Genomic DNA, 23,451 nt, shown 5'->3' on the forward strand with positions numbered 1-23,451 from the left:
CATGGGATTATTGAGGAGCTCGCATGACCAAACAAAACGCCTTTACCCGGGAAGATCTGCTGCGCTGCAGTCGCGGTGAGCTGTTCGGCCCAGGTAACGCGCAACTGCCCGCCCCGAACATGCTGATGGTGGATCGCATCACCCATATCAGCGAAGAAGGCGGCAAGTACGGCAAAGGTGAATTGGTCGCCGAGCTGGATATCACCCCGGACCTCTGGTTCTTCGCCTGCCACTTCGAAGGTGACCCGGTCATGCCAGGCTGCCTGGGCCTCGACGCCATGTGGCAACTGGTCGGTTTTTACCTTGGCTGGCAAGGCCTGCCAGGTCGCGGTCGCGCCCTGGGTTCGGGCGAAGTGAAATTCTTTGGCCAGGTCCTGCCGACCGCCAAGAAAGTCACCTACAACATTCAAATCAAGCGCGTCCTCAAGGGCAAGCTGAACCTGGCCATCGCCGACGGTTCGGTGACTGTCGACGGTCGCGAGATCTATACTGCCGAAGGCCTTCGGGTCGGCGTATTCACTTCCACTGACAACTTTTAAGGGTTATCCGCATGCGCCGCGTCGTTATCACTGGTCTGGGCATTGTTTCTTGCCTGGGCAATGACAAAGAGACCGTCACCGCTAACCTGCGTGCAAGTCGCCCTGGCATCCGCTTCAACCCGGAGTATGCCGAAATGGGTCTGCGTAGCCAGGTTTCCGGCTCCATCGACCTGCCCCTCGAAGAACTGATCGATCGCAAGATCTATCGCTTCGTCGGCCACGCTGCCGCCTACGCCTACCTGGCCATGAAAGACGCGATCGCCGACTCCGGCCTGAGCGAAGACCAGGTGTCCAACGTACGTACCGGCCTGATCGCCGGCTCCGGCGGCGCATCGACCCTGAACCAGATGGAAGCGCTGGATATCCTGCGCGAAAAAGGCGTCAAGCGCGTTGGCCCTTACCGTGTCACGCGGACCATGGGCAGCACCGTTTCCGCCTGCCTGGCCACGCCGTTCCAGATCAAGGGCGTGAACTACTCGATCTCCTCCGCCTGCGCCACCAGTGCTCATTGCATCGGTACTGCCGTTGAGCAGATCCAGCTGGGCAAGCAGGACATCGTGTTCGCCGGCGGCGGTGAAGAAGAACATTGGAGCCAGTCGTTCCTGTTCGACGCCATGGGCGCACTGTCCACGCAGTACAACGAAACCCCGGAAAAAGCCTCCCGCGCCTACGACGCCAAGCGTGACGGTTTCGTCATCGCCGGCGGTGGCGGCATGGTGGTGGTCGAGGAGCTGGAACACGCTCTGGCCCGTGGCGCGAAGATCTACGCGGAAATCGTCGGTTACGGCGCCACTTCCGACGGCTACGACATGGTTGCCCCAAGCGGTGAAGGCGCCATCCGTTGCATGCAGATGGCCATGTCCACCGTTGATACCCCAATCGACTACCTGAACACCCACGGCACTTCGACTCCGGTCGGCGACGCCAAGGAAATGGAAGGCGTACGTGCGGTATTCGGCGACAAGGCTCCGGCCATCAGCTCCACCAAGAGCCTGTCCGGTCACTCCCTGGGCGCCGCCGGCGTTCACGAAGCGATCTACTGCCTGCTGATGATGGAAGGCAACTTCATGGCAGGTTCGGCCAACATCGACGAGATCGACCCGGTCGTCGCCGATATGCCGATCCTGACCAAGACCGTTGAAAACGCCAAGATCGACACCGTGATGAGCAACAGCTTCGGCTTCGGTGGCACCAACGCCACCCTGGTACTGAAACGCTGGCAGGGCCAGTAAGCCCCGCAGGTTGATCACCTGAAAAGCCCCGACTGGTTCGGGGCTTTTTTATGCGCGACGGATGCTGGGTGACTCGGCATCCAACACGGATGACAGCGCCAGCACACCAAAACTCAGCCGCCACGAAAAAACCTGGAACACTCAAGTGCCAGGATGTTCTATAACTGCATGCCCTTCATCCTGCGACCCTGTGAGGTTTGCCATGCCCGTTATCGTAAACACACTGAACACCGACAACTTCCGTCATAGCCTCAACATCGACAACCACGAGCTATTTACCGACTTGCCCAAAAGCCTGGGCGGCGACGATTCGGCGCCCTCCCCCCATGATTATTTCGACGCGGCCCTGGCCTCGTGCAAAGCCCTGACCCTCAAGCTTTACGCGCAGAAAAAAGGCATCCCGCTCACCGGCGTTACCGTGGAAGTCACCCACGACGCCAGTGAAGAACAAAAGGGCAAATACCAGCTCAACGTCAAACTCACGCTCAAGGGCGTACTCACCGACGCGCAACGCGAGGAACTGCACCGCGTGGCCGATCGTTGCCCGGTGCACAAGCTGATGACCACCGCCGAGATCAGCATTGACACCCGGCTATCGGAAGGCGCGTTCAGCCAATAGCCCCCACTTCCCGTCGAGCGGGTTATGCTCAGCATCATCCAACCCGCTCAGACTGGGATGCACCATGACTCGCCTCACCGTGATCCACCCTCGCCCCGAAGATGTCGAAGGCCAACCCATCCTGCGTCCACTGCCATCGCGCGAATGCCGCAGCGTCGGGCCTTTTGTATTTTTCGACCATATGCTGCTCACACGCTATGCGCCGGGCAGCGGCATGAATATCCGCCAACACCCGCATATCGGGCTGTCGACCCTCACCTACCTGTTTGAAGGCACCTTGCAGCACAAGGACAGCCTGGGCTCGGATCAAGTGGTACAGGCCGGCGATGTCAGCTGGATGACCGCCGGCAGCGCAATTGCCCACGTCGAGCGTACGCCCGAGGCAATCAAGGCCAGCGGGTTCAGCCTGCATGGCCTGCAAGTGTGGCTGGCCTCGCCCAAGGACCACGAGACCGGGCCAGGGCATTACAGCCATCACCCGGCCGCGAGCCTGCCGTTGAGCGATAACCTCGGCGTCCAGATCCGCCTGATCGCCGGCAGCGGCTTCTGTCTCGACTCGCCGGTTCCCGTCTTGTCGCCAACCCTGTATGCCGAAGTACGGATGCAGACGGCCACCACCTTGCTGATCCCGGATGAACACGAAGAACGGGCGGTGTATGTGCTGGAAGGTGATGCAAAGCTCGACGACGAACCGCTGGAAGTGCACAGCCTGGTGGTGTTGCCGAGCGGTCAGCAGATGACATTGTCCGCCGAAACCGATTGCCACCTGGTGGTGTTTGGCGGCGCGCCGCTGGATGGACCGCGACGGATCAATTGGAATTTTGTGGCGAGTGATCCTTTGAGGATCGAACAAGCTCGACAGCGCTGGGCGGCCGGGGATTGGCCGACGGTGCCAGGGGAGTCGGAGAGAATTGAATTGCCGGTGAGGTAGGCATCGGGGGCGGTGCGATGGCTCGACTTACCCCCGATGAGTTCGGAACAGCCCTGCAGCTTTACCGCTGGAACACTTCGTCCAGCAAGTTATGCATCGACTGGAAAGCCCGGGCAGCGGTCTTCGCGTCGTACATCATCTTGCCCGGTACGTTGGCGTGAGGGTCGGTGAAAGAATGCACCGCGCCGCCGTAGCTCAACAGCTGCCAATCCACGCCGGCCGCGTTCATTTCATCTTCGAACGCGGGTAGCTGCTCTTTCGGCACCAACGGGTCAGATGCACCGTGCAACACCAATACCGAGCCCTTGATGTTCTTCGCATCCGCTGGGTTCGGCGTATCGAGGGTGCCATGGAACGACACGGCCGCCTTCAAAGGCGCACCCGTGCGGGCCAGCTCCAGGGAGCAGCAACCACCGAAGCAGAAACCGAAAGTCGCCAGTTTCGACGTGTCCACCGCGGCTTCGGTCTGCCCTTTCAGTTGCTCAAGGGCCGCCTGCATGCGCTTGTTCAGCAGCGGGCGATCATTTTTCAAAGGCATCATCGCCGCGCCGGCCTCATCGCCGTTCGAGGGGCGCACGCCTTGCCCATACAGGTCGGCAACCAGCACCACGTAGCCCTGGCCGGCGACACGCTTGGCGATTTCTTCGGCACCCGCACTCACCCCCATCCAGTTCGGCGCCATCAGCAGGCCCGGCAGCGGCCCCTTATGGCTGGCATCGAATGCCAGGCGGCTTTCATAAGACTGGCCATCAATCTGATAGACCACGGAACGCACAGTGACTTGGCTCATCATTTACTCCAGTTTGAGGTGCAGTAGAACGAAAAAACCCGCCGAAGCGGGTTTTTCTACAACGGTGTTAAACCGACAGTTCAACCAGCAGCTTGTTCAGTCGACGGACATAGGCCGCCGGGTCTTTCAAGCTGTCGCCAGCCGCCAGGGCCGCCTGATCGAAGAGGATGTGCGACAAGTCGCCAAAGCGCTCTTCGCTCTGCTCGCCGTCGAGTTTCTCGATCAGCGGGTGAGCCGGGTTGAATTCGAAGATCGGCTTGGAATCCGGAACCTTCTGGCCGCTGGCCTCGAGGATCTGACGCATCTGCAGGCCCAGGTCCTGCTCGCCGATGGCCAGAATCGCCGGAGAGTCGGTCAGACGATGGGAAACCCGTACTTCGCTGACGGTATCGCCCAGGGCAGCCTTGATCCGCTCAACCAGCCCTTCCTTGGCCTTGGCGACTTCCTCGGCCTCTTTCTTCTCTTCTTCGGAGTCCAGGTTACCCAGGTCCAGGTCACCACGGGCGACGTCGACGAAGGTCTTGCCGTCGAACTCGCTGAGGTAGCTCATCAGCCACTCATCGATACGGTCGGTCAGCAGCAGCACTTCGATGCCTTTCTTGCGGAAGACTTCCAGGTGCGGGCTGTTCTTGACCTGGGCGTAGGTTTCGCCGGTCAGGTAGTAGATCTTGTCCTGGCCTTCCTTGGCGCGTGCCAGGTACTCGGCCAGGGACACCACCTGCTCGCCGTCTTCACCCTGGGTGGAGGCAAAGCGCAGCAGGCCGGCGATTTTTTCCTTGTTGGCGAAATCTTCAGCCGGGCCTTCTTTCATGACCTGGCCGAAGTTTTTCCAGAAACCCTTGTATTGCTCAGGCTCGTTCTTCGCCAGTTTTTCCAGCATGTCGAGGACACGCTTGGTCAGCGCCGACTTCATGGAGTCGATGATCGGGTCTTTCTGCAGGATTTCCCGCGACACGTTCAGCGACAGGTCGTTGGAATCGACCACGCCTTTGATGAAGCGCAGGTACAGCGGCAGGAAGGACTCCGCCTGATCCATGACGAACACGCGCTGCACGTAGAGCTTGAGGCCTTTAGGCGCTTCACGCTGGTACAGGTCGAACGGAGCACGGGCCGGCACGTAGAGCAACGAGCTGTATTCCAGCTTGCCTTCGACCTTGTTGTGGCTCCAGCTCAGCGGGTTCTCGTAATCGTGGGCGATGTGCTTGTAGAACTCCTGGTATTCCTCGTCCTTCACTTCGGTGCGAGGACGGGTCCACAGGGCGCTGGCACGGTTGACCACTTCCCATTCCTGGGCAGGCTTCTCTTCACCTTCGACAGCCGCTTGTTCTTTCGGCAGCTCGATCGGCAGAGCGATGTGGTCGGAGTACTTCTTGATGATGTTGCGCAGGCGGTAGCCGTCAGCAAACTCGTCTTCACCCGACTTGAGGTGCAAGACAATGCGGGTGCCGCGATCCGCTTTATCGATAGTGGCGATTTCAAACTCGCCTTCGCCTTTGGAAGCCCAGTGCACGCCTTCGCTCGCATCGAGACCGGCGCGACGGCTGAACACTTCAACCTTGTCGGCGACGATGAAAGCCGAGTAGAAGCCCACGCCGAACTGACCGATCAGGTGCGAATCCTTCTTCTGGTCGCCCGACAGGTTCTTCATGAAGTCGGCAGTACCGGATTTGGCGATGGTGCCCAGATGGGTGATGGCATCGTCACGGCTCATGCCGATGCCGTTGTCTTCGAGGGTGACGGTCTTGGCGTCCTTGTCGAAGCTCACACGGATTTTCAGTTCGGCGCCACCTTCCATCAATTCAGGCTTGGACAGGGCTTCGAAACGTAATTTGTCGACAGCGTCAGAGGCGTTCGAGATCAATTCGCGAAGGAAGATTTCCTTGTTGGAATACAGCGAATGGATCATGAGGTGCAGCAGTTGCTTCACCTCGGTCTGGAAGCCCAGGGTTTCCTTTTGAGTTTCCACACTCATGGTCATCAAACTCCAATTGGATGGCAGTGGCCGCGCCCTTGAGGGTTGGCGGCGGGTTGTCATCAAAGTTGGGGGCTAAGACCAGGATTTCAAGAGCGCTCCACCTCCTCGATCTTGAAATGTGCCCGAGCGGTGGCAATCGGCTCCGCCGCTGTGCTTTGCCAGGCCGTGACCGCCACATTCGCCACCCGCCGGCCCTGGCGCCATACCTGGCATTTGGCGTAAGTGTCGCGAAACTGGCCGGCACGCAGGTAATCCAGGGAAAAATCGATGATCTTCGGCACACCGGGCGCGCCCGTGAACACCAACAGATGCAAGGCGGCCGACAGCTCCATGAAGCCGGCAATCACCCCGCCGTGCAGCGCCGGCAATATCGGGTTACCAATGTTGTCCTGGCTGGCCGGCAGGCGAAACAGCAACTCGTCTCCCAACCGCGTGCACTCGATGCCGATCAACTTGGCATAGGGGATCAGGTCGAGCAACGCCGTGTAATCACCTCGCGCATGGGCCTGTTCGATACGCGTCTTGAATCGGTGTGTCATGCCTGCTCTCCCTTGATCGCACTGCCCAGCCCTTGCGTGCCCTTGAGGCGTTTGCCCATGCGCATGAAGGTACCGACCACATGGGCGATCGGCTGCTGCGGGTCATCCTGATACGCGAAGCCACGGGTAAAAATCACGTCGGTCGTCACCCGGTAGCATTGGGCAAAGCCATACACCGGTTTATGCGGTTCGGCGGGATGCATATAGTCAACGCGCAGATCCAGCGTCGGGCACACCTCGAATTCGGGCAATACGCACAGCGTGGCCATGCCGCAGGCGGTGTCCATCAGGGATGTGAGCGCGCCGCCGTGTATCACGCCCGTGCGCGGATCGCCGACGATATGTGAGCCGTAGGGCAATATCAGGGTCATGCCCTCCTCACTGGCGGCATGCACGCTCACACCGAGCACTTGGCAATGGCGCAGCGCTGAAACAAAGCGGGTAGCGCGTGCCAACAAAGGGTTTTCGGTCATTGGTTTCAGACTCTTATTAGTGTGGAAACAGCGGATGAAGCTCTGTGGTGAAAGTTCCTTGCAGGAAAAGCTTTATATATCTGTAGGATAAAAGGAACTAATGGTGGCCCCTTAGGCTCGAAAGGCCAGTAGATATCTTCAATAAGGAGAAACACCCCATGCGCAAGACTTTAGCTATTTCCATGATGTTGGCTGCTGCCCTCGGCCTCGCTGCCTGCGACAAGAAATCCGAAGACAAAGCCCAAGATGCTGCAGCCCATTCTGAGCAAGCTCAGAAAGACATGGCTAAAGCACAGGATAAAGTGAACGACGCCGCGAAAGAAAACGCCGAAGCCGCCAAAGCTCAGGCTGAATCGAACGCCGCCGCTGCAAAAGAAGCCGCACCTGCTGCACCTGCCGCCCCTGCAGAACCTGCCAAGCAGTAATCGCCGGGTTTGAATTAGCAGCGCTGCAAAAAGAAAGCCCGCTTATAGCGGGCTTTACTTTGTCTGCTGTTTTTTCTGCCGACACGAAGTGGGCGTCGCGGCGACCGACTAAGACACCGCCTCTTTAGGCACTTCAGGCGTCGGGGTATAAACCATCACCTGCAATACGTCTGAGTGAAATTCCCGGCGGTACAACACCAGCACGACCCCGCTGCTCATCAACATGAACAACCAGGGGCTGACAAACCAGGCGAGCATGGTCATGCCGAAGTAATAAGAGCGCAGGCCGAAGTTGAACTGGTTGGCGGCCATGGAAATAACCCTTGCCGCCCGCAAAGCAAATGCCTTGCGCTCCTGCTCCGACACATCGCGCTCACCGATCATCGGCGCCGACCCGACCAATACCGCCGCAAAGTTGTATTGACGCATGCACCAGCTGAAGGTGAAGAACGCGTAGACAAACACCAGCGCCAGGCACAACAGCTTGATTTCCGACATGCCCTGGGAGGCCTGCTGCACCATGGGAATGTCTGCCAGCAGCGACACCGCACGCTCCGAGGCGCCCAGCACGGTGAGAATCCCGGCGAGAATGATCAGGGTACTGGAGGCAAAGAACGAAGCGTTGCGCTCCAGGTTGCCGATCACACTGGCATCGGCAATGCGGTTGTCCCGCAGCAGCATGCGGCGCATCCAGTCTTCACGATACAGATGCAGCACGCTGGCCAGGCACGCAGTGTCGCGGGCTTTCCAAGTGGCGTATCGGGTGTAGCCGCCCCAGCACAGGATGAACCAGAGGGCAGCCAGCAAGTGAATCTGATTGTTTTCGACGAACGACATGCGGGTCCTATTACACAAGAAAAAGTGATGAGCCCGGACACTGGGTGGACGCAAGCCGCCCCATACTGACCGAGTTTCAACTTTAGAAGGTGCTGCCTCACAAGTATAAAAAATGCCCCGTATCGATTGATACGGGGCATTTCAGTGCAGCACGAAACCCGTCGATCAGGCGATGGCTTCGCTGCGCTTGCCGAGCATACGGTCAATCACCACAGCCACGGCGAGGATCATCACCGACGGCACCAGCCAGGCCAGGCCTTGCTCGCTCAGTGGCAGGTGTGCCAGCTGGGCAGGCAGCCAATCCGCCAGGCCCGCACCTTTAAGCGCATCGATGCAGCCAAAGATGAAGGACACCAGCATCACCGGGCCAACAATACGCCCCTGCTCCTGCCAGAAGCCTTTGCAGAAGCTCAATGCCACCAGCACGATGCACGGCGGATAGATCGCGGTGAGTACGGGGATCGAGAATGCAATCAGCTTGGTCAGGCCCAGGTTCGATACGAACAGCGAGAACAGCGCCAGGATCACGACCAGCGTCTTGTAGGACAAAGGCAGGACTTTGCTGAAGTACTCGGCGCAGGCACAGGTCAGGCCCACGGCCGTGACCAGGCACGCCAGGGAAATCAGCACGGCAAGGAAGCCACTGCCCAGGGAGCCGAAAGTGTATTGCACGTAAGCGTGCAGGACCGCCGCGCCGTTGCTCGCACCGGCGGCGATGGCATGGCTGCCCGAACCCAGGCGGAACAGGCTGATGTACACCAGCGCCAGGCCCACGCCGGCAATCAGCCCGGCAATGATCGCGTAACGGGTGATCAACTGCGGCGACTCCACGCCACGGGAGCGGATGGCATTGACGATGACAATCCCGAACACCAGCGCACCCAGGGTATCCATGGTCAGGTAACCATTGATAAAGCCTTGGGAGAACGGAGCGGCGACGTATTCCGGGGTAGCAACGCCCACATCCCCTGCCGGCAAGGCAAACGCGGCGATGCCAAGGATGGCCAGTGCGATGATCTTCAGCGGGGCCAGGAAACGCCCCACGGTGTCCAGCAGTCGACCTGGATACAGGGAAACGAAGAACACCACCAGGAAATACACCGAGCTGTAGAGGAACAACGCCAGCGGGCTTTCGCCGGTCAGCGGCGCCAGGCCCACCTCGAACGAAACGGTCGCGGTACGCGGGGTGGCGAACAGCGGCCCTACCGCCAGATACGCCGCCGCCGCAAGCAAGCCACCGGCGATCTTGCCGATCGGGCTGCTCAACGCGTCCATACCACCGCCAACCTTGGCCAGGGCGATGACGGTAACCACCGGCAGGCCCACAGCGGTAACCAGGAAGCCCAGCGCCGCCATCCAGACACTCGGCCCGGACTGCAGACCAACGATAGGCGGGAAGATGATGTTGCCGGCGCCCACGAACAGGGCAAAGGTCATAAAGCCCAGCGCCAGGATGTCCTGGCTTTTCAACACTTTCATTTGAGGAAATACCACACTGCTGAATCGGAATTTAGAGAGGGCTTCCCTATGGATGAGGGAAATGCTGCCGGCCCTTATGGGAGCCGACCGGTCTAGCGCGCAGCGTCCTTTTGGGATGCGGGCGCATAAAGAGGCGGCTAGCGTACAGAATTAACCTGACAAACGCACTGTTGCGGGGCGTACTGTCCGATAAGCGACATTCAAATGTCGCGTTTTCATACTTAATTGGAAACATGCACAAAAAATGTGGGAGCGGGCTTGCCCTAATGCCAGTCAGTTAAGGCTCTTTGTAGGAGCGAGCTTGCTCGCGAAAAACTCACAGACGCCGCGTTTATTCAGGCAACACGCGTAATCGTTGACGTTTTTCGCGAGCAAGCTCGCTCCTACAGACGGCACTTATCCAGAAAGCACAAAGGCCACCCGAAGGTGGCCTTTGCCTGGTAAAGCGTCAGCTAAGCGCGAAGCTTACTTGACAGCCCAACCGGTCAGCTCGGCCAGGGCCTTGCCGATGTCCGCCAGCGAACGCACGGTTTTCACGCCTGCGTCTTGCAGTGCAGCGAATTTCTCGTCTGCAGTGCCTTTGCCGCCGGAGATGATTGCGCCAGCATGGCCCATGCGCTTGCCAGCAGGGGCAGTCACACCAGCGATGTAGGAAACAACCGGCTTGGTCACGTGTGCCTTGATGTAGGCAGCCGCTTCTTCTTCAGCCGAACCGCCGATCTCACCGATCATCACGATCGCTTCGGTCTTCGGGTCTTCCTGGAACAGCTTCAGGATGTCGATGAAGTTGGAGCCCGGGATCGGGTCACCACCGATGCCGACGCAAGTCGACTGACCGAAACCGGCGTCAGTAGTCTGCTTCACAGCTTCGTAGGTCAGGGTGCCGGAACGGGAAACGATACCGACTTTACCTGGCAAGTGAATGTGACCCGGCATGATGCCGATCTTGCATTCGCCTGGAGTGATCACGCCTGGGCAGTTAGGGCCGATCAGGACTACGCCCAGCTCGTCGCACTTAACTTTAGCGTCCAGCATGTCCAGGGTAGGAATGCCTTCGGTGATGCACACGATCAGCTTGATGCCGCCGAATGCCGCTTCCAGGATGGAGTCCTTGCAGAAAGGAGCTGGAACGTAGATCACGCTGGCGGTGGCGCCAGTGGCAGCTACAGCGTCTTTCACGGTGTTGAACACTGGCAGGCCCAGGTGCTCGGTGCCGCCTTTGCCCGGAGTTACGCCGCCAACCATCTTGGTGCCGTATTCGATGGCTTGCTGGGTGTGGAAACTACCTTGCGAACCGGTAATACCCTGGCAGATAACTTTGGTGTCTTTATTGATCAGGACGCTCATTATTTGCCCTCCGCAGCTTTGACAACTTGTTGAGCAGCGTCGGTCAGGCTGGTAGCCGCGATGATGTTCAAACCGCTTTCTGCCAGTACTTTAGCGCCCAGTTCAGCGTTGTTACCTTCAAGGCGAACAACAACCGGGATTTTAACGCCGACTTCTTTCACTGCACCGATGATGCCTTCGGCAATCATGTCGCAACGAACGATGCCGCCGAAGATGTTGACCAGTACTGCAGCGACATTGGCGTCGGACAGGATGATCTTGAAGGCTTCGGTTACGCGTTCTTTGGTAGCACCACCACCTACGTCGAGGAAGTTGGCTGGTTTGCCGCCATGCAGGTTGACGATGTCCATGGTACCCATGGCCAGGCCGGCACCGTTGACCATGCAACCGATGTTACCTTCCAGGGCTACGTAGTTCAGTTCGAACTTGGCAGCGTGCGCTTCGCGCGGATCGTCTTGCGACGGATCGTGGAAAGTCTTCAGCTTAGGCTGACGGTACATGGCGTTGGCGTCGATGTTGATCTTGGCATCCAGGCAGTGCAGATCGCCGTCAGCCTTGATCACCAGCGGGTTCACTTCCAGCAGGGCCAGATCGTGATCCTGGAACAGTTTGGCCAGACCTACGAAGATCTTGGCGAACTGGGCAACTTGCTTGCCTTCCAGGCCCAGCTGGAAAGCCAGCTCGCGACCCTGGAATGGCTGAGCGCCAACCAGTGGGTCGATAGTGGCTTTCAGAATTTTTTCTGGGGTTTCGTGAGCGATCTTCTCGATGTCCACGCCACCTTCGGTGGAGGCCATGAACACGATGCGGCGGCTCGAACGGTCAACGACAGCGCCCAGGTACAGCTCTTTAGCGATATCAGTGCACGATTCAACCAGGATCTTGGTGACTGGTTGGCCATTGGCATCAGTCTGGTAAGTCACCAGACGCTTGCCCAGCCACTGCTGTGCGAAGGCCTTGGCGTCTTCTTTGCTGCGAACCAGCTTGACGCCGCCCGCTTTACCGCGACCACCGGCGTGAACCTGGGCTTTGACGACCCATTCAGTGCCGCCAATTTTGTCGCAAGCTTCTGCTGCTGCTTCCGGGGTGTCTACTGCGTAGCCCTTGGAAACTGGCAGGCCGTATTCAGCGAACAGCTGCTTACCCTGATACTCGTGAAGATTCATGCTTTTTACCGTCTTCGTTAGGTACTGCGCATTCGGCGCTGCGCTCATTATGAGTGCCGCGCCACCTGTGACTGCTGCTTGCACAACTTGCAGGGCTCAAGGCCCGTAAAGCTGCGCAAGGCTGCGTCCGGCGGATATTCCGCGGTGAGTCTTGCGCACAAGGCTCACGACGGGCAACTCCGCCGTGGTTTCTTATTATCTCGCTTAGCGCTTCTTCTTGTTGGCGATGTGGATGGCGCCGCCATTCACTGCCAACGCGGCTTCATGCAGCGCTTCGGACAGGGTCGGATGGGAGAAGACCATCATACCCAGGTCCTCGGCACTGGTGCCGAATTCCATACCGATCGCGCCTTGCTGAACCAGTTCTGCAGCGCTTGGGCCAATCACGTGGACGCCCAATACGCGGTCAGTCTTGGCATCAGCGATGACTTTGACAAAACCACCGGTGTCGTTGGCTGCCATGGCACGGCCAGAAGCGGCAAACGGGAAGGTGCCGACGTTAACTTCAACGCCTTCAGCTTTCAACTGCTGTTCGTTCTTGCCGACCCATGCAATTTCCGGGTGGGTGTAGATAACCGATGGGATCAGGTCGTAGTTCATCTGGGTTTTGTGACCCTTGATGCGCTCGACAACCATGATGCCTTCTTCGGAGGCTTTGTGCGCGAGCATCATGCCGCGAACCACGTCGCCAATGGCGTAGACGCCAGGCACGGTGGTAGCGCAGTGATCGTCAACGTGGATGAAGCCACGCTCGTCGATGTTCACGCCGCTGTCAGCCGCCAGCAGGTCGGTGGTCACTGGACGGCGACCCACGGCTACGATCAGCTTGTCGAAAGTGATGGTCTTTTCACCATCCTTGTCGGTGTAGTTGACGACAACTTCTTCACCGTTGACTTTCGAACCGGTCACGCGAGCGCCCAGCTTGATGTCCAGACCTTGCTTGGTCAGGGTTTTCAGCGCTTCCTTGGACACAGCCGTGTCGGCAGCCAGCAGGAACGTGTCCAGGGCTTCCAGCACAGTCACTTCAGCGCCCAGACGGGACCATACCGAGCCCAGTTCCAGGCCGATCACGCCAGCGCCGATCACGCCCAGGCGCTTTGGCACAGCCTGGAATTCCAGGGCGCCGGTCGAATCAACGATCACCTTCTGGTCAACTGGAGCGGGTGGAATGTCGATTGGACGCGAACCTGGTGCCAGGATCACGTTTTCGGCTTCGATGACTTCCACCGAACCGTCCGGCTTGGTGATTTCGACTTTCTTGCCGGCCAGCAGCTTGCCGTGGCCCTGGATCGAAGTCACGCCGTTGGCCTTGAACAAGGTGGCAACGCCGGAAGTCAGGCCTTTAACGATGTTGGCTTTACGGCCGACCATTGCGGGTACGTCCATGGTGACGCCAGCATGGTTGATACCGTGGATCGCGAAACCATCCTGGGCTTCGTGGAATTTCCAGGAGCTGTCCAGCAGCGCCTTGGAAGGAATGCAACCCACGTTCAGGCAAGTACCGCCCAGTGCCAGTTTGCCTTCCTTGTCGGTGTATTTTTCGATGCAAGCAGTCGAGAGGCCCAGTTGTGCGGCCTTGATGGCGGCAACATAGCCGCCAGGACCTGCACCAATCACAACAACGTCAAATTTCTGCGACATGAAAATAGTTCCTCTATTTAGCAGCAAGCTTTCAAGCCGCAAGCTCCAGGCCAGGCCGCCTTATCCGGCAACCTGCCCGAAGCCTGCAGCTGCTTCTATCAGATATCCAGCAGCAGACGAGCCGGGTCTTCCAGCAGGTTCTTGATGGTCACCAGGAAAGTCACGGCTTCTTTACCATCGATCAGGCGGTGATCGTACGACAGCGCCAGGTACATCATCGGGCGGATCACGACTTGGCCGTTGATGGCCATCGGACGCTGGATGATGTTGTGCATGCCCAGGATCGCAGCTTGTGGCGGGTTGACGATCGGAGTCGACATCATCGAACCGAAGGTACCACCGTTGGTGATGGTGAAGGTACCACCGGTCATCTCGTCGATGGACAGCTTGCCGTCACGGGCTTTCTTGCCGAAGGTGGCAATGCCGCCTTCGATTTCAGCCAGGCTCATCAGCTCGGCGTTACGCAGAACCGGTACGACCAGGCCACGATCGCTGGAAACGGCAACGCCGATGTCCGCGTAGCCGTGGTAAACGATGTCGCTGCCGTCGATCGACGCGTTGACTGCCGGGAAGCGCTTGAGTGCTTCGGTGGCCGCTTTCACGAAAAACGACATGAAGCCCAGGCGCACGCCGTTGTGGCTCTTCTCGAACAGATCCTTGTACTTCGAACGCAGTGCCATGACTTCGGTCATGTCGACTTCGTTGAACGTGGTCAGCATCGCCATGTTCGACTGCGCTTCTACCAGGCGCTTGGCCACAGTGGCGCGCACGCGGGTCATCGGTACGCGCTTCTCGGTGCGGTCGCCGGCAGCGAACACTGGAGCAGCGGCAGCCGGTGCGGCAGCCTTGGCAGGTGCGGCGGCCGGAGCGTTCTTCTTGGCTTCAACAGCAGCAACCACGTCTTCCTTGGTGATGCGACCGTCTTTGCCGGTGCCTTTGATGGAAGCCAGGTTGATGCCGTTCTCTTCAGCCAACTGGCGCGCAGCCGGTGCAGCGATCGGGTCTTCAGCGCCAGCAGCCGGGGCGGCAGCTGGAGCCGACGCAGCCGGTGCGGCAGCGGCGGCAGGAGCAGGAGCGGCAGCAGCGCCGCCCTCTTCGATCGAGCCCAGGACCTGGTTCGACAGGACGGTAGCGCCCTCTTCAGCAACGATCGCGCCCAGCACGCCGTCAGCCTCGGCCAATACTTCCAGTACGACTTTGTCAGTCTCGATGTCGACGATCAGGTCGTCACGCTTTACAGCGTCGCCAGGTTTCTTGTGCCAGGTGGCAACGGTGCCATCGGCAACCGATTCCGGGAATGACGGGGCTTTGATTTCGATAGCCATTATCTGTGGGTCCTTAAAATTCGGTTTCAGTCAGCGCGAAGGCGTTAAACAGTGAAAGCATCTTGCAGCAGTTTTTCCTGCTGCTCGGCGTGCATCGACGCATAACCACACGCAGGTGCAGCAGATGCATCACGGCCGGCGTACTCCAGGCCCAGGGCCTTGTTGTGGTTACCGATGCTGCGACGCAGGTGATGCTGGCTGCTGTACCACGCGCCCTGGTTCATCGGTTCTTCCTGGCACCACACCACGTTAGTGAGGTTGGTGTAAGGCGCGATGGCCTCCATCAGGTCGTCTTCCGGGAACGGGTAAAGCTGCTCGATACGCACGATGGCGATGTCTTCGCGGCCTTCGGCACGGCGTTTTTCCAGCAGATCGTAGTAAACCTTACCGCTGCACAGGATCAGGCGAGTGACCTTGGCTGCGTCCAGCGTATCGATTTCTGGAATCACGGTCTGGAACGAACCATCGGCCAGATCTTCCAGGGTCGAGATGGCCAATTTGTGACGCAACAGCGATTTCGGGGTCAGCACTACCAGCGGCTTGCGCAGCGGGCGGATCACCTGGCGACGCAGCAAGTGGTAGATCTGGGCCGGGGTAGTCGGCACGCACACCTGGATGTTGTGCTCGGCGCACAGTTGCAGGTAGCGCTCCAGACGGGCCGAGGAGTGCTCCGGACCCTGACCTTCATAACCGTGCGGCAGCAGCATGGTCAGACCGCACAGGCGGCCCCACTTGTGCTCACCGCTGGTGATGAACTGGTCGATCACCACTTGGGCACCGTTGGCGAAGTCGCCGAACTGGGCTTCCCAGATCACCAGCGCGTTTGGCGTGGTGGTGGAGTAACCGTATTCGAACGCCAGTACGGCTTCTTCGGACAGGAACGAATCGTACAGGTCGAAACGTGGCTGGCCTTCGTACAGGTGCTTGAGCGGAATGTAGGTGCTGGCGTCTTTCTGGTTGTGCAATACCGCGTGACGGTGCGAGAACGTACCACGGCCGATGTCCTGGCCGGTCATGCGGATCGGGTGACCTTCGAACGCCAGGGTCGCGTACGCCATGGTTTCGGCGTAACCCCAGTTGATCGGCAGGCCGCCGGCTTGCATCTTCTGACGGTCTTCGTAGATCTTCGCGACCTGGCGCTGCACCACGAAACCTTCTGGAATTTCCAGCAGTTTGGCGGACAGTTCCTGCAGGGTCTTGAGGTCGAACGTCGTGTCGTGACGGGCAGTCCAGGCATGGCCCAGGTATGGGCGCCAGTCCACGAACAGCTCTTTGTTCGGCTCTTTAACCAGGCTTTTCACTACGTGCAGACCATTGTCCAGCGCGTTGCGGTATTCATCGACTTTCGCCTGAACACGCGCATCGTCTACCACACCGGCCTTGATCAGGTTGTCGGCGTACAGCTCACGGGTGGTGCGCTGCTTGGTGATCTGCTGGTACATCAACGGCTGGGTGCCGCTTGGCTCGTCCGCTTCGTTGTGACCGCGACGGCGGTAGCAAACCAGGTCGATCACCACGTCACGCTTGAATTGCATGCGGTAGTCGACAGCGAGCTGGGTCACGAACAGCACGGCTTCCGGATCATCACCATTCACATGGAGGATCGGCGCCTGGATCATCTTGGCAACGTCGGTGGCGTACTCGGTGGAACGCGCGTCCAACGGGTTGCTGATGGTGAAGCCCACCTGGTTGTTGATGACGATGTGAACGGTACCGCCGGTCTTGAAGCCGCGAGTCTGCGACATCTGGAAGGTTTCCAGGACCACGCCTTGACCGGCGAATGCCGCGTCACCGTGGATGGAAATCGGCAGAACCTTCTCACCGGTGGCGTCGTTACGACGGTCCTGGCGAGCACGCACCGAACCCTCGACCACTGGAGAAACGATTTCCAGGTGGGATGGGTTGAAGGCCATGGCCAGGTGAACTTCACCGCCGGTGGTCATTACGTTGGACGAGAAGCCCTGGTGGTATTTAACGTCACCGGAACCCAACTCGACCTTCTTCTTGCCTTCGAACTCGTCGAACAGTTCACGCGGGTTCTTGCCGAAGGTGTTGACCAACACGTTCAGGCGACCACGGTGAGCCATGCCGATCACGATTTCCTTGGTGCCGTAGGAACCGGAACGCTGGATCAGCTCGTCGAGCATCGGAATCAGGCTTTCGCCGCCTTCCAGGCCGAAACGCTTGGTGCCTGGGTATTTGGTGCCCAGGTATTTTTCCAGGCCTTCGGCAGCGGTTACGCGCTCGAGCAAGTGGCTGCGCACATCGGCGGACAATACCGGACGGCCACGCACGCCTTCCAGGCGATGCTGGAACCAGTGACGCTGCTCGGAATCGGTGATGTGCGTAAACTCAGCGCCGATGGTGCGGCAATATGTCTGCTGCAACGCTTCGTGAATTTCGCGTAGGCTCGCTTCCTCTTTGCCGATGAACAGGTCGCCGGCACGGAAGGTCGTATCAAGATCGGCATTGGTCAAGCCGTAATGATTGATCGACAGGTCAGCAGGTGCAGGACGCTGCCAGAGCCCCAGCGGGTCAAGCTGGGCCGCCTGGTGGCCACGCATCCGGTAGGCCTGGATCAGTCGCAGTACTTCAACTTGCTTCTTCTCGTGCTCACTGCTCACGCTGCCGGCGGAAACCGGTTGGGCGCGGCGCTGGTTCTTTGCCAGCAGCACAAACTGATCGCGAATTGTTGCATGCGATACATCGGTGGCAGCGTTGCCGTCTGAAGACAACGTCTGAAATTTGGTGCGCCATTCTTCTGGCACAGCGTTAGGGTCGTGCAGGTAGAGCTCATAAAGCTCTTCCACATAGGCAGCGTTACCACCTGAAAGATAGCCGCTGTTCCACATGCGCTGCATCACGCTTTCTTGCATGCTTGGTCACCCTCGGTTAGGGGACACCACCGGCGAAGACACCGAGTCTGCTTGCAAAAGGCCGAGTGCAGCGACCAAAACAAGCCACTTAGGATCACGCTGATAGTCCGGGTACCAACCCGGATGCCCCTGCTTGTCTCATTTCTTCAAAATAAGAGCCGCGACCTTGTAAGTCGCTGCTCAGGTTAAAACTACGGCGCCGGTTGAAGCCTGCGCCGCAGCATCTACGGGCACAACGGTCCTGCTTTGCTACAACGTCGCTTACACGCCGCTTTGCAGCAGCATGTTACGGATGTGACCAATGGCCTTAGTCGGGTTCAGGCCTTTGGGACATACGTTGACGCAGTTCATGATCCCGCGGCAGCGGAATACGCTGAACGGGTCATCCAGTGAAGCCAGACGCTCGGAGGTCTTGGTATCACGGCTGTCTGCCAGGAAGCGATAAGCTTGCAGCAGAGCGGCTGGACCCAGGAATTTGTCCGGGTTCCACCAGAAGGACGGGCACGAAGTCGAGCAGCAAGCGCACAGGATGCACTCGTACAGACCGTCGAGCTTTTCACGTTCTTCCGGGGACTGCAGACGCTCGATGGCCGGAGCCGGCGTGTCGTTCTGCAGGAACGGCTTAACTTTCTCGTATTGCTTGTAGAAGATGCTCATATCAACGACCAGGTCACGGATAACCGGCAAACCTGGCAGAGGACGAACGATCAGCTTGTTGCCTTTCACCACGGCGGACAGTGGCGTGATGCACGCCAGGCCATTCTTGCCGTTGATGTTCATGCCATCGGAGCCACAAACGCCCTCGCGGCAAGAGCGACGATAGGAGAAACCTTCGTCCTGCTCTTTGATCAGTGCCAATACATCCAGCACCATCAGGTCTTTACCACCGGTATCGACCTGGAACTCCTGCATGAACGGCGCAGCGTCCTGATCAGGGTTGTAGCGATAAACACTGACTTTCAACATGGCAGCCACCCTTAGTAAGTCCGAATCTTCGGTTCAAACGTCGGAACCGTTTTCGGCGAGAAGTTCACGGCACGCTTGGTTACGCGCTTGTCACCCGGGAAGTACAGGGTGTGGCACAACCAGTTTTCGTCGTCGCGGTCTTCAAAGTCTTCACGGGCGTGGGCACCGCGGGATTCTTTACGAACCTCGGCGGCGATCGCAGTCGCTTCAGCCACTTCCAGCAGGTTTTGCAGCTCAAGGGCTTCGATACGGGCAGTGTTGAACGCCTTGCTCTTATCGTTGATCTTGACGTTGGCGATGCGCTTGCGCAGGTCAGCCAGCTGAGCAATACCCTTCTGCATGTATTCGCCGGTACGGAATACACCGAAGTAGTTCTGCATGCAGCTTTGCAGCTCGCGACGCAGGGTAGCCACGTCTTCGCCATCGGTACGCTCGTTCAGAGCGTTCAGGCGCGCCATGGCCCGGTTGATGTCGGCTTCGGTCGCGTCGTCGTAATGGATACCGTCGGTCAGCGCCTTTTCCAGGTGCAGGCCGGCAGCGCGGCCGAATACCACCAGGTCGAGCAGCGAGTTGCCACCCAGACGGTTGGCGCCATGTACCGATACGCAAGCCACTTCGCCTACGGCGAACAGACCGTGGATGATCTCGTCCTGGCCGTCGGCATTCTGGGTGATCGCCTGGCCGTGAATGTTGGTCGGCACGCCGCCCATCATATAGTGGCAAGTCGGAACAACCGGAACCGGGGCAACTACCGGGTCAACGTGGGCGAAAGTCTTGGACAGTTCGCAGATACCTGGCAGGCGGCTGTGCAGTACTTCTTCACCCAGGTGATCGAGTTTCAGCAGTACGTGGTCGCCATTCGGGCCACAGCCGTTACCGGCGATGATTTCCTTGACCATCGAACGGGCCACGACGTCACGACCGGCAAGGTCTTTGGCGTTCGGAGCGTAACGCTCCATGAAACGCTCACCATGCTTGTTGATCAGGTAACCACCTTCACCACGGCAACCTTCGGTCACCAGTACACCGGCGCCGGCAATACCGGTCGGGTGGAACTGCCACATTTCGATATCTTGTACCGGCACGCCAGCACGCAGAGCCATGCCGACGCCGTCACCAGTGTTGATCAGGGCGTTGGTGGTCGAAGCGTAGATACGGCCTGCACCCCCTGTCGCCAGAACGGTAGCGTTGGCGCGGATGTAGGTGGTTTCACCGGTTTCGATGCAGATGGCGATCACGCCGACGAATGCACCGTCGGCGTTCTTCACCAGATCCACCGCGTAGTACTCGTTCAGGAACGTGGTACCGGCTTTCAGGTTGCCCTGATAAAGGGTGTGCAGCAGCGCGTGACCGGTACGGTCGGAGGCGGCGCAGGTACGGGCAGCCTGCCCGCCCTTGCCGTAATCCTTCGACTGACCGCCGAATGGACGCTGGTAGATACGGCCTTGCTCGGTACGGGAAAACGGCAGACCCATGTGGTCCAGCTCGAACACCGCGGCCGGACCTTCCTGACACATGTATTCGATAGCGTCCTGGTCACCGATGTAGTCGGAACCCTTGACGGTATCGTACATGTGCCAGCGCCAGTCATCGTTCGGGTCGGCGGAGGCGATGGCGCAAGTGATGCCACCCTGGGCCGATACGGTGTGGGAACGGGTCGGGAACACCTTGGTGATCACGGCAGTCTTGTGACCGCCCTGGGCCAGTTGCAGCGCTGCGCGCATGCCCGCACCGCCGCCACCAATAATGATGGCGTCGAAGGAAATAGTTGGAATGTTAGCCATGAATCAGATACCCCAAAGAATCTGCACACCCCAGACGAAGTAAGCGAACATCGCGACGCCGCATACTGCCTGGAAGAGGAAACGTACTGCGGTCGCGGACTTGCCCAGCGCCATCGGCGTCAGGTAGTCGGTCGCGATGGTCCACATGCCGACCCAGGCGTGAGCGCCCAGGGCTACAAGGGCCAGCAGACTGAAGATTCGCATCGCATTATGGGAAAACAGGCCGTGCCATTGCTCATAGCCGATGCCCGGATTTGCGACGAGGTATCCGATCAGGAAAATGAAATAAGCCGCGAGAACGACCGCAGACACACGCTGTGCCATCCAGTCATAGAGGCCCGAACGCGAAAGGTTCGTAACGCTGGTTACCATATCCAAACTCCTGCCAGAACGATCAGCACCACGGAAATGGCGATGATGATTTTCGAGCCCAGGCGGCCGCCTTCCAGCGTCTCACCGATACCCGCATCCATGATCAAGTGGCGCACACCGGCTACCAGGTGATAAAGCAGAGCGGACAGGAGGCCCCATGCTACGAACTTGGCCAGCGGGCTGGTCAAGCATGCCTTCACCTCGGCGTATCCTTCCTCGGAACCCAGGGATTTGCTCAATGCATAAAGCATGATGCCCAAGCCCAGGAAGAGGATGATGCCGGAAACACGGTGCAGGAACGACGTAACGCCGGTGATGGGGAGTTTGATGGTCCTTAGGTCTAGGTTTACAGGTCGTTGGCTATTCACGGCTTTTTTTCACACTGAAGAGCCCCTAACAATCAGGGCAAAGTTGTTGGGGAGTGCACTGGTCAGGTAACCACCACCCAGGGATGCGACCCCCATCAAATCAGGCCCAAAAGCCCCTGGCGGTCGGAGGCCGAGTATAGACAGTTAGGTTACTAATGACAACGCGCACTCCTCACCCGAATAGCGCATTGCTTTAACCGGATAAAAGGCGTAAATGGCAGGCAATTTCGACGAAAAAGTATGGTTAAAGCCTTCTGGAGCAAGACTTTAGGCAAATTGACATCTGAATTTATCTCACTATAGTGGTGCGGGCCCTGCGTGGGGGGTCTGTCTGATGATTTGAAGCATAAATAGGAGGCCACATGGCTGACAAAAAAGCGCAGTTGATCATCGAGGGCGCAGCCCCCGTCGAGCTGCCCATTTTAACCGGCACCGTTGGTCCCGATGTAATCGACGTACGGGGCCTGACGGCCACGGGCCGTTTCACATTCGACCCAGGCTTCATGTCGACCGCCTCTTGCGAGTCGAAGATCACCTATATCGATGGGGATAATGGCATCCTGCTGCATCGGGGCTACCCGATCGAGCAACTGGCTGAGAAGTCGGACTACCTGGAAACCTGCTATTTGCTGCTAAATGGCGAATTGCCAACCGCCGAGCAGAAAGCCAAGTTTGTCAGTAACGTCAAGAACCACACCATGGTTCACGAGCAGTTGAAGACCTTCTTCAACGGTTTCCGTCGCGATGCCCACCCGATGGCGGTCATGTGTGGCGTGGTCGGCGCCCTGTCGGCCTTCTATCACGACTCCCTGGACATCAATAACCCGCAGCATCGCGAAATCTCCGCGATCCGCCTGGTTGCCAAGATGCCGACCCTGGCCGCGATGGTTTACAAGTACTCCATGGGCCAGCCCATGATGTACCCGCGCAACGACCTGTCGTATGCGGAAAACTTCCTGCACATGATGTTCAACACCCCGTGCGAGATCAAACCGATCAGCCCGGTACTGGCCAAGGCGATGGACCGGATCTTCATCCTCCACGCCGACCACGAGCAAAACGCCTCCACTTCTACCGTACGCCTGGCCGGCTCTTCGGGTGCCAACCCGTTCGCCTGTATCGCCGCCGGTATCGCCGCACTGTGGGGCCCTGCCCACGGCGGTGCGAACGAAGCCGTATTGACCATGCTCGATGAAATCGGCGATGTCTCCAACATCGACAAGTTCATCGCCAAGGCCAAGGACAAGAACGATCCGTTCAAGTTGATGGGCTTCGGTCACCGCGTCTACAAGAATCGCGACCCGCGTGCCACCGTGATGAAGCAGACCTGCGACGAAGTGTTGAAGGAACTGGGCATCAAGAACGACCCGCAACTCGAACTGGCCATGCGCCTGGAAGAGATCGCCCTGACCGACCCTTACTTCATCGAACGCTCGCTGTACCCGAACGTCGACTTCTACTCGGGGATCATCCTCAAGGCGATCGGCATTCCAACCAGCATGTTCACCGTGATCTTCGCTCTGGCGCGGACCGTGGGCTGGATCTCCCACTGGAAAGAAATGCTCTCCAGCCCGTACAAGATTGGCCGCCCGCGCCAGCTGTACACCGGTTACGAGTCGCGTGACATTACCAAGCTGGAAGATCGCAAATAAGCACCGACTGCTTGTTGCAATGAAAACGGCCTCCCTTCGTGGAGGCCGTTTTTGTTTGTGTCGGCTGACCTGTTCGTTCCCACGCTCCGCGTGGGAATGCATACCGGGGAGCTCT

At 58.7% G+C, this 23,451-nt stretch carries 21 protein-coding genes; 6 read left to right on the plus strand and 15 right to left on the minus strand.

What is annotated here, in order from left to right:
* Positions 1–23 precede the first annotated feature (23 nt).
* From fabA to ACQRBT_RS00475, 4 genes are all read left to right on the plus strand, one after another.
* Positions 24–539 carry a 3-hydroxyacyl-[acyl-carrier-protein] dehydratase FabA gene (gene fabA / locus ACQRBT_RS00460; RefSeq protein WP_003210552.1) on the plus strand — a complete coding sequence of 172 codons (516 nt, stop codon included), beginning with the start codon at positions 24–26 and terminating at the stop codon, positions 537–539.
* 11 nt (positions 540–550) lie between these two features.
* The gene (fabB, locus tag ACQRBT_RS00465; RefSeq protein ID WP_016979549.1) at positions 551–1,771 is read left to right on the plus strand and encodes a beta-ketoacyl-ACP synthase I; all 1,221 of its coding nucleotides are present in this window, start codon (positions 551–553) and stop codon (positions 1,769–1,771) included.
* Between the two features lie 202 nt (positions 1,772–1,973).
* Positions 1,974–2,390, plus strand: coding sequence for an OsmC family protein (locus tag ACQRBT_RS00470; protein WP_090365950.1), 417 nt, complete (start codon positions 1,974–1,976; stop codon positions 2,388–2,390).
* Positions 2,391–2,454: 64 nt separating this feature from the next.
* On the plus strand, positions 2,455–3,321 hold the full coding sequence (locus tag ACQRBT_RS00475; protein ID WP_412047678.1) for a pirin family protein: 867 nt from the start codon (positions 2,455–2,457) through the stop codon (positions 3,319–3,321).
* A gap of 61 nt (positions 3,322–3,382) precedes the next feature.
* Here ACQRBT_RS00475 and ACQRBT_RS00480 read toward each other — a convergent pair whose 3' ends face one another.
* The 4 genes from ACQRBT_RS00480 to ACQRBT_RS00495 all read right to left on the minus strand — a co-directional run bounded on the left by ACQRBT_RS00480 (position 3,383) and on the right by ACQRBT_RS00495 (position 7,098).
* Positions 3,383–4,111, minus strand: a complete 729-nt coding sequence (locus ACQRBT_RS00480; protein WP_244383962.1) for a dienelactone hydrolase family protein — start codon at positions 4,109–4,111, stop codon at positions 3,383–3,385.
* Between the two features lie 67 nt (positions 4,112–4,178).
* A complete protein-coding gene (gene htpG / locus ACQRBT_RS00485) occupies positions 4,179–6,083 on the minus strand; it encodes a molecular chaperone HtpG (RefSeq protein ID WP_060754543.1) in 1,905 nt (634 codons plus the stop codon).
* 89 nt (positions 6,084–6,172) lie between these two features.
* Positions 6,173–6,625 carry a PaaI family thioesterase gene (locus ACQRBT_RS00490; protein WP_090365954.1) on the minus strand — a complete coding sequence of 151 codons (453 nt, stop codon included), beginning with the start codon at positions 6,623–6,625 and terminating at the stop codon, positions 6,173–6,175.
* Complete coding sequence (locus ACQRBT_RS00495) at positions 6,622–7,098, minus strand: PaaI family thioesterase (protein WP_244698054.1); 477 nt, start codon at positions 7,096–7,098, stop codon at positions 6,622–6,624. The genes ACQRBT_RS00490 and ACQRBT_RS00495 overlap by 4 nt, the downstream gene beginning before the upstream one ends.
* 158 nt (positions 7,099–7,256) lie before the next feature.
* Between ACQRBT_RS00495 and ACQRBT_RS00500 the strand changes: the two genes are divergently transcribed.
* Positions 7,257–7,523 carry a hypothetical protein gene (locus ACQRBT_RS00500; protein WP_060754513.1) on the plus strand — a complete coding sequence of 89 codons (267 nt, stop codon included), beginning with the start codon at positions 7,257–7,259 and terminating at the stop codon, positions 7,521–7,523.
* A gap of 108 nt (positions 7,524–7,631) precedes the next feature.
* Here ACQRBT_RS00500 and ACQRBT_RS00505 read toward each other — a convergent pair whose 3' ends face one another.
* The 11 genes from ACQRBT_RS00505 to sdhC form a co-directional block, all read right to left on the minus strand.
* Entirely contained in the window at positions 7,632–8,360 is a 729-nt protein-coding gene (locus ACQRBT_RS00505; protein ID WP_060754514.1) for a DUF599 domain-containing protein, read from the minus strand.
* 165 nt (positions 8,361–8,525) lie between these two features.
* Positions 8,526–9,839, minus strand: a complete 1,314-nt coding sequence (gene brnQ / locus ACQRBT_RS00510; RefSeq protein ID WP_060754515.1) for a branched-chain amino acid transport system II carrier protein — start codon at positions 9,837–9,839, stop codon at positions 8,526–8,528.
* A gap of 465 nt (positions 9,840–10,304) precedes the next feature.
* On the minus strand, positions 10,305–11,186 hold the full coding sequence (gene sucD / locus ACQRBT_RS00515; protein WP_003172813.1) for a succinate--CoA ligase subunit alpha: 882 nt from the start codon (positions 11,184–11,186) through the stop codon (positions 10,305–10,307).
* Positions 11,186–12,352, minus strand: coding sequence for an ADP-forming succinate--CoA ligase subunit beta (gene sucC, locus ACQRBT_RS00520; RefSeq protein ID WP_060754516.1), 1,167 nt, complete (start codon positions 12,350–12,352; stop codon positions 11,186–11,188). Before sucC ends, sucD begins: the two co-directional genes overlap by 1 nt.
* 204 nt (positions 12,353–12,556) lie before the next feature.
* On the minus strand, positions 12,557–13,993 hold the full coding sequence (lpdA, locus tag ACQRBT_RS00525) for a dihydrolipoyl dehydrogenase (RefSeq protein ID WP_090365957.1): 1,437 nt from the start codon (positions 13,991–13,993) through the stop codon (positions 12,557–12,559).
* 98 nt (positions 13,994–14,091) lie between these two features.
* On the minus strand, positions 14,092–15,318 hold the full coding sequence (odhB, locus tag ACQRBT_RS00530; protein ID WP_412047679.1) for a 2-oxoglutarate dehydrogenase complex dihydrolipoyllysine-residue succinyltransferase: 1,227 nt from the start codon (positions 15,316–15,318) through the stop codon (positions 14,092–14,094).
* Positions 15,319–15,362: 44 nt separating this feature from the next.
* Positions 15,363–18,194 (minus strand): 2-oxoglutarate dehydrogenase E1 component, encoded by a 2,832-nt coding sequence (locus tag ACQRBT_RS00535; RefSeq protein ID WP_161548864.1) that lies wholly within the window; start codon positions 18,192–18,194, stop codon positions 15,363–15,365.
* A 261-nt stretch (positions 18,195–18,455) separates the two neighbouring features.
* Positions 18,456–19,160, minus strand: a complete 705-nt coding sequence (locus ACQRBT_RS00540; protein ID WP_003172807.1) for a succinate dehydrogenase iron-sulfur subunit — start codon at positions 19,158–19,160, stop codon at positions 18,456–18,458.
* An 11-nt stretch (positions 19,161–19,171) separates the two neighbouring features.
* Positions 19,172–20,944, minus strand: coding sequence for a succinate dehydrogenase flavoprotein subunit (gene sdhA / locus ACQRBT_RS00545; protein ID WP_060754520.1), 1,773 nt, complete (start codon positions 20,942–20,944; stop codon positions 19,172–19,174).
* Between the two features lie 3 nt (positions 20,945–20,947).
* Complete coding sequence (gene sdhD / locus ACQRBT_RS00550; RefSeq protein WP_003172805.1) at positions 20,948–21,316, minus strand: succinate dehydrogenase, hydrophobic membrane anchor protein; 369 nt, start codon at positions 21,314–21,316, stop codon at positions 20,948–20,950.
* On the minus strand, positions 21,310–21,684 hold the full coding sequence (gene sdhC / locus ACQRBT_RS00555; RefSeq protein ID WP_016979564.1) for a succinate dehydrogenase, cytochrome b556 subunit: 375 nt from the start codon (positions 21,682–21,684) through the stop codon (positions 21,310–21,312). Before sdhC ends, sdhD begins: the two co-directional genes overlap by 7 nt.
* A 362-nt stretch (positions 21,685–22,046) precedes the next feature.
* Here sdhC and gltA point away from each other — a divergent pair, with 362 nt between their 5' ends.
* The gene (gene gltA, locus ACQRBT_RS00560) at positions 22,047–23,336 is read left to right on the plus strand and encodes a citrate synthase (protein WP_060754521.1); all 1,290 of its coding nucleotides are present in this window, start codon (positions 22,047–22,049) and stop codon (positions 23,334–23,336) included.
* Positions 23,337–23,451: the final 115 nt, after the last annotated feature.

This window comes from Pseudomonas sp. R19M (genome assembly GCF_050312585.1).
In the GTDB taxonomy this organism is placed as follows: Bacteria; Pseudomonadota; Gammaproteobacteria; order Pseudomonadales; family Pseudomonadaceae; genus Aquipseudomonas; species Aquipseudomonas palleroniana.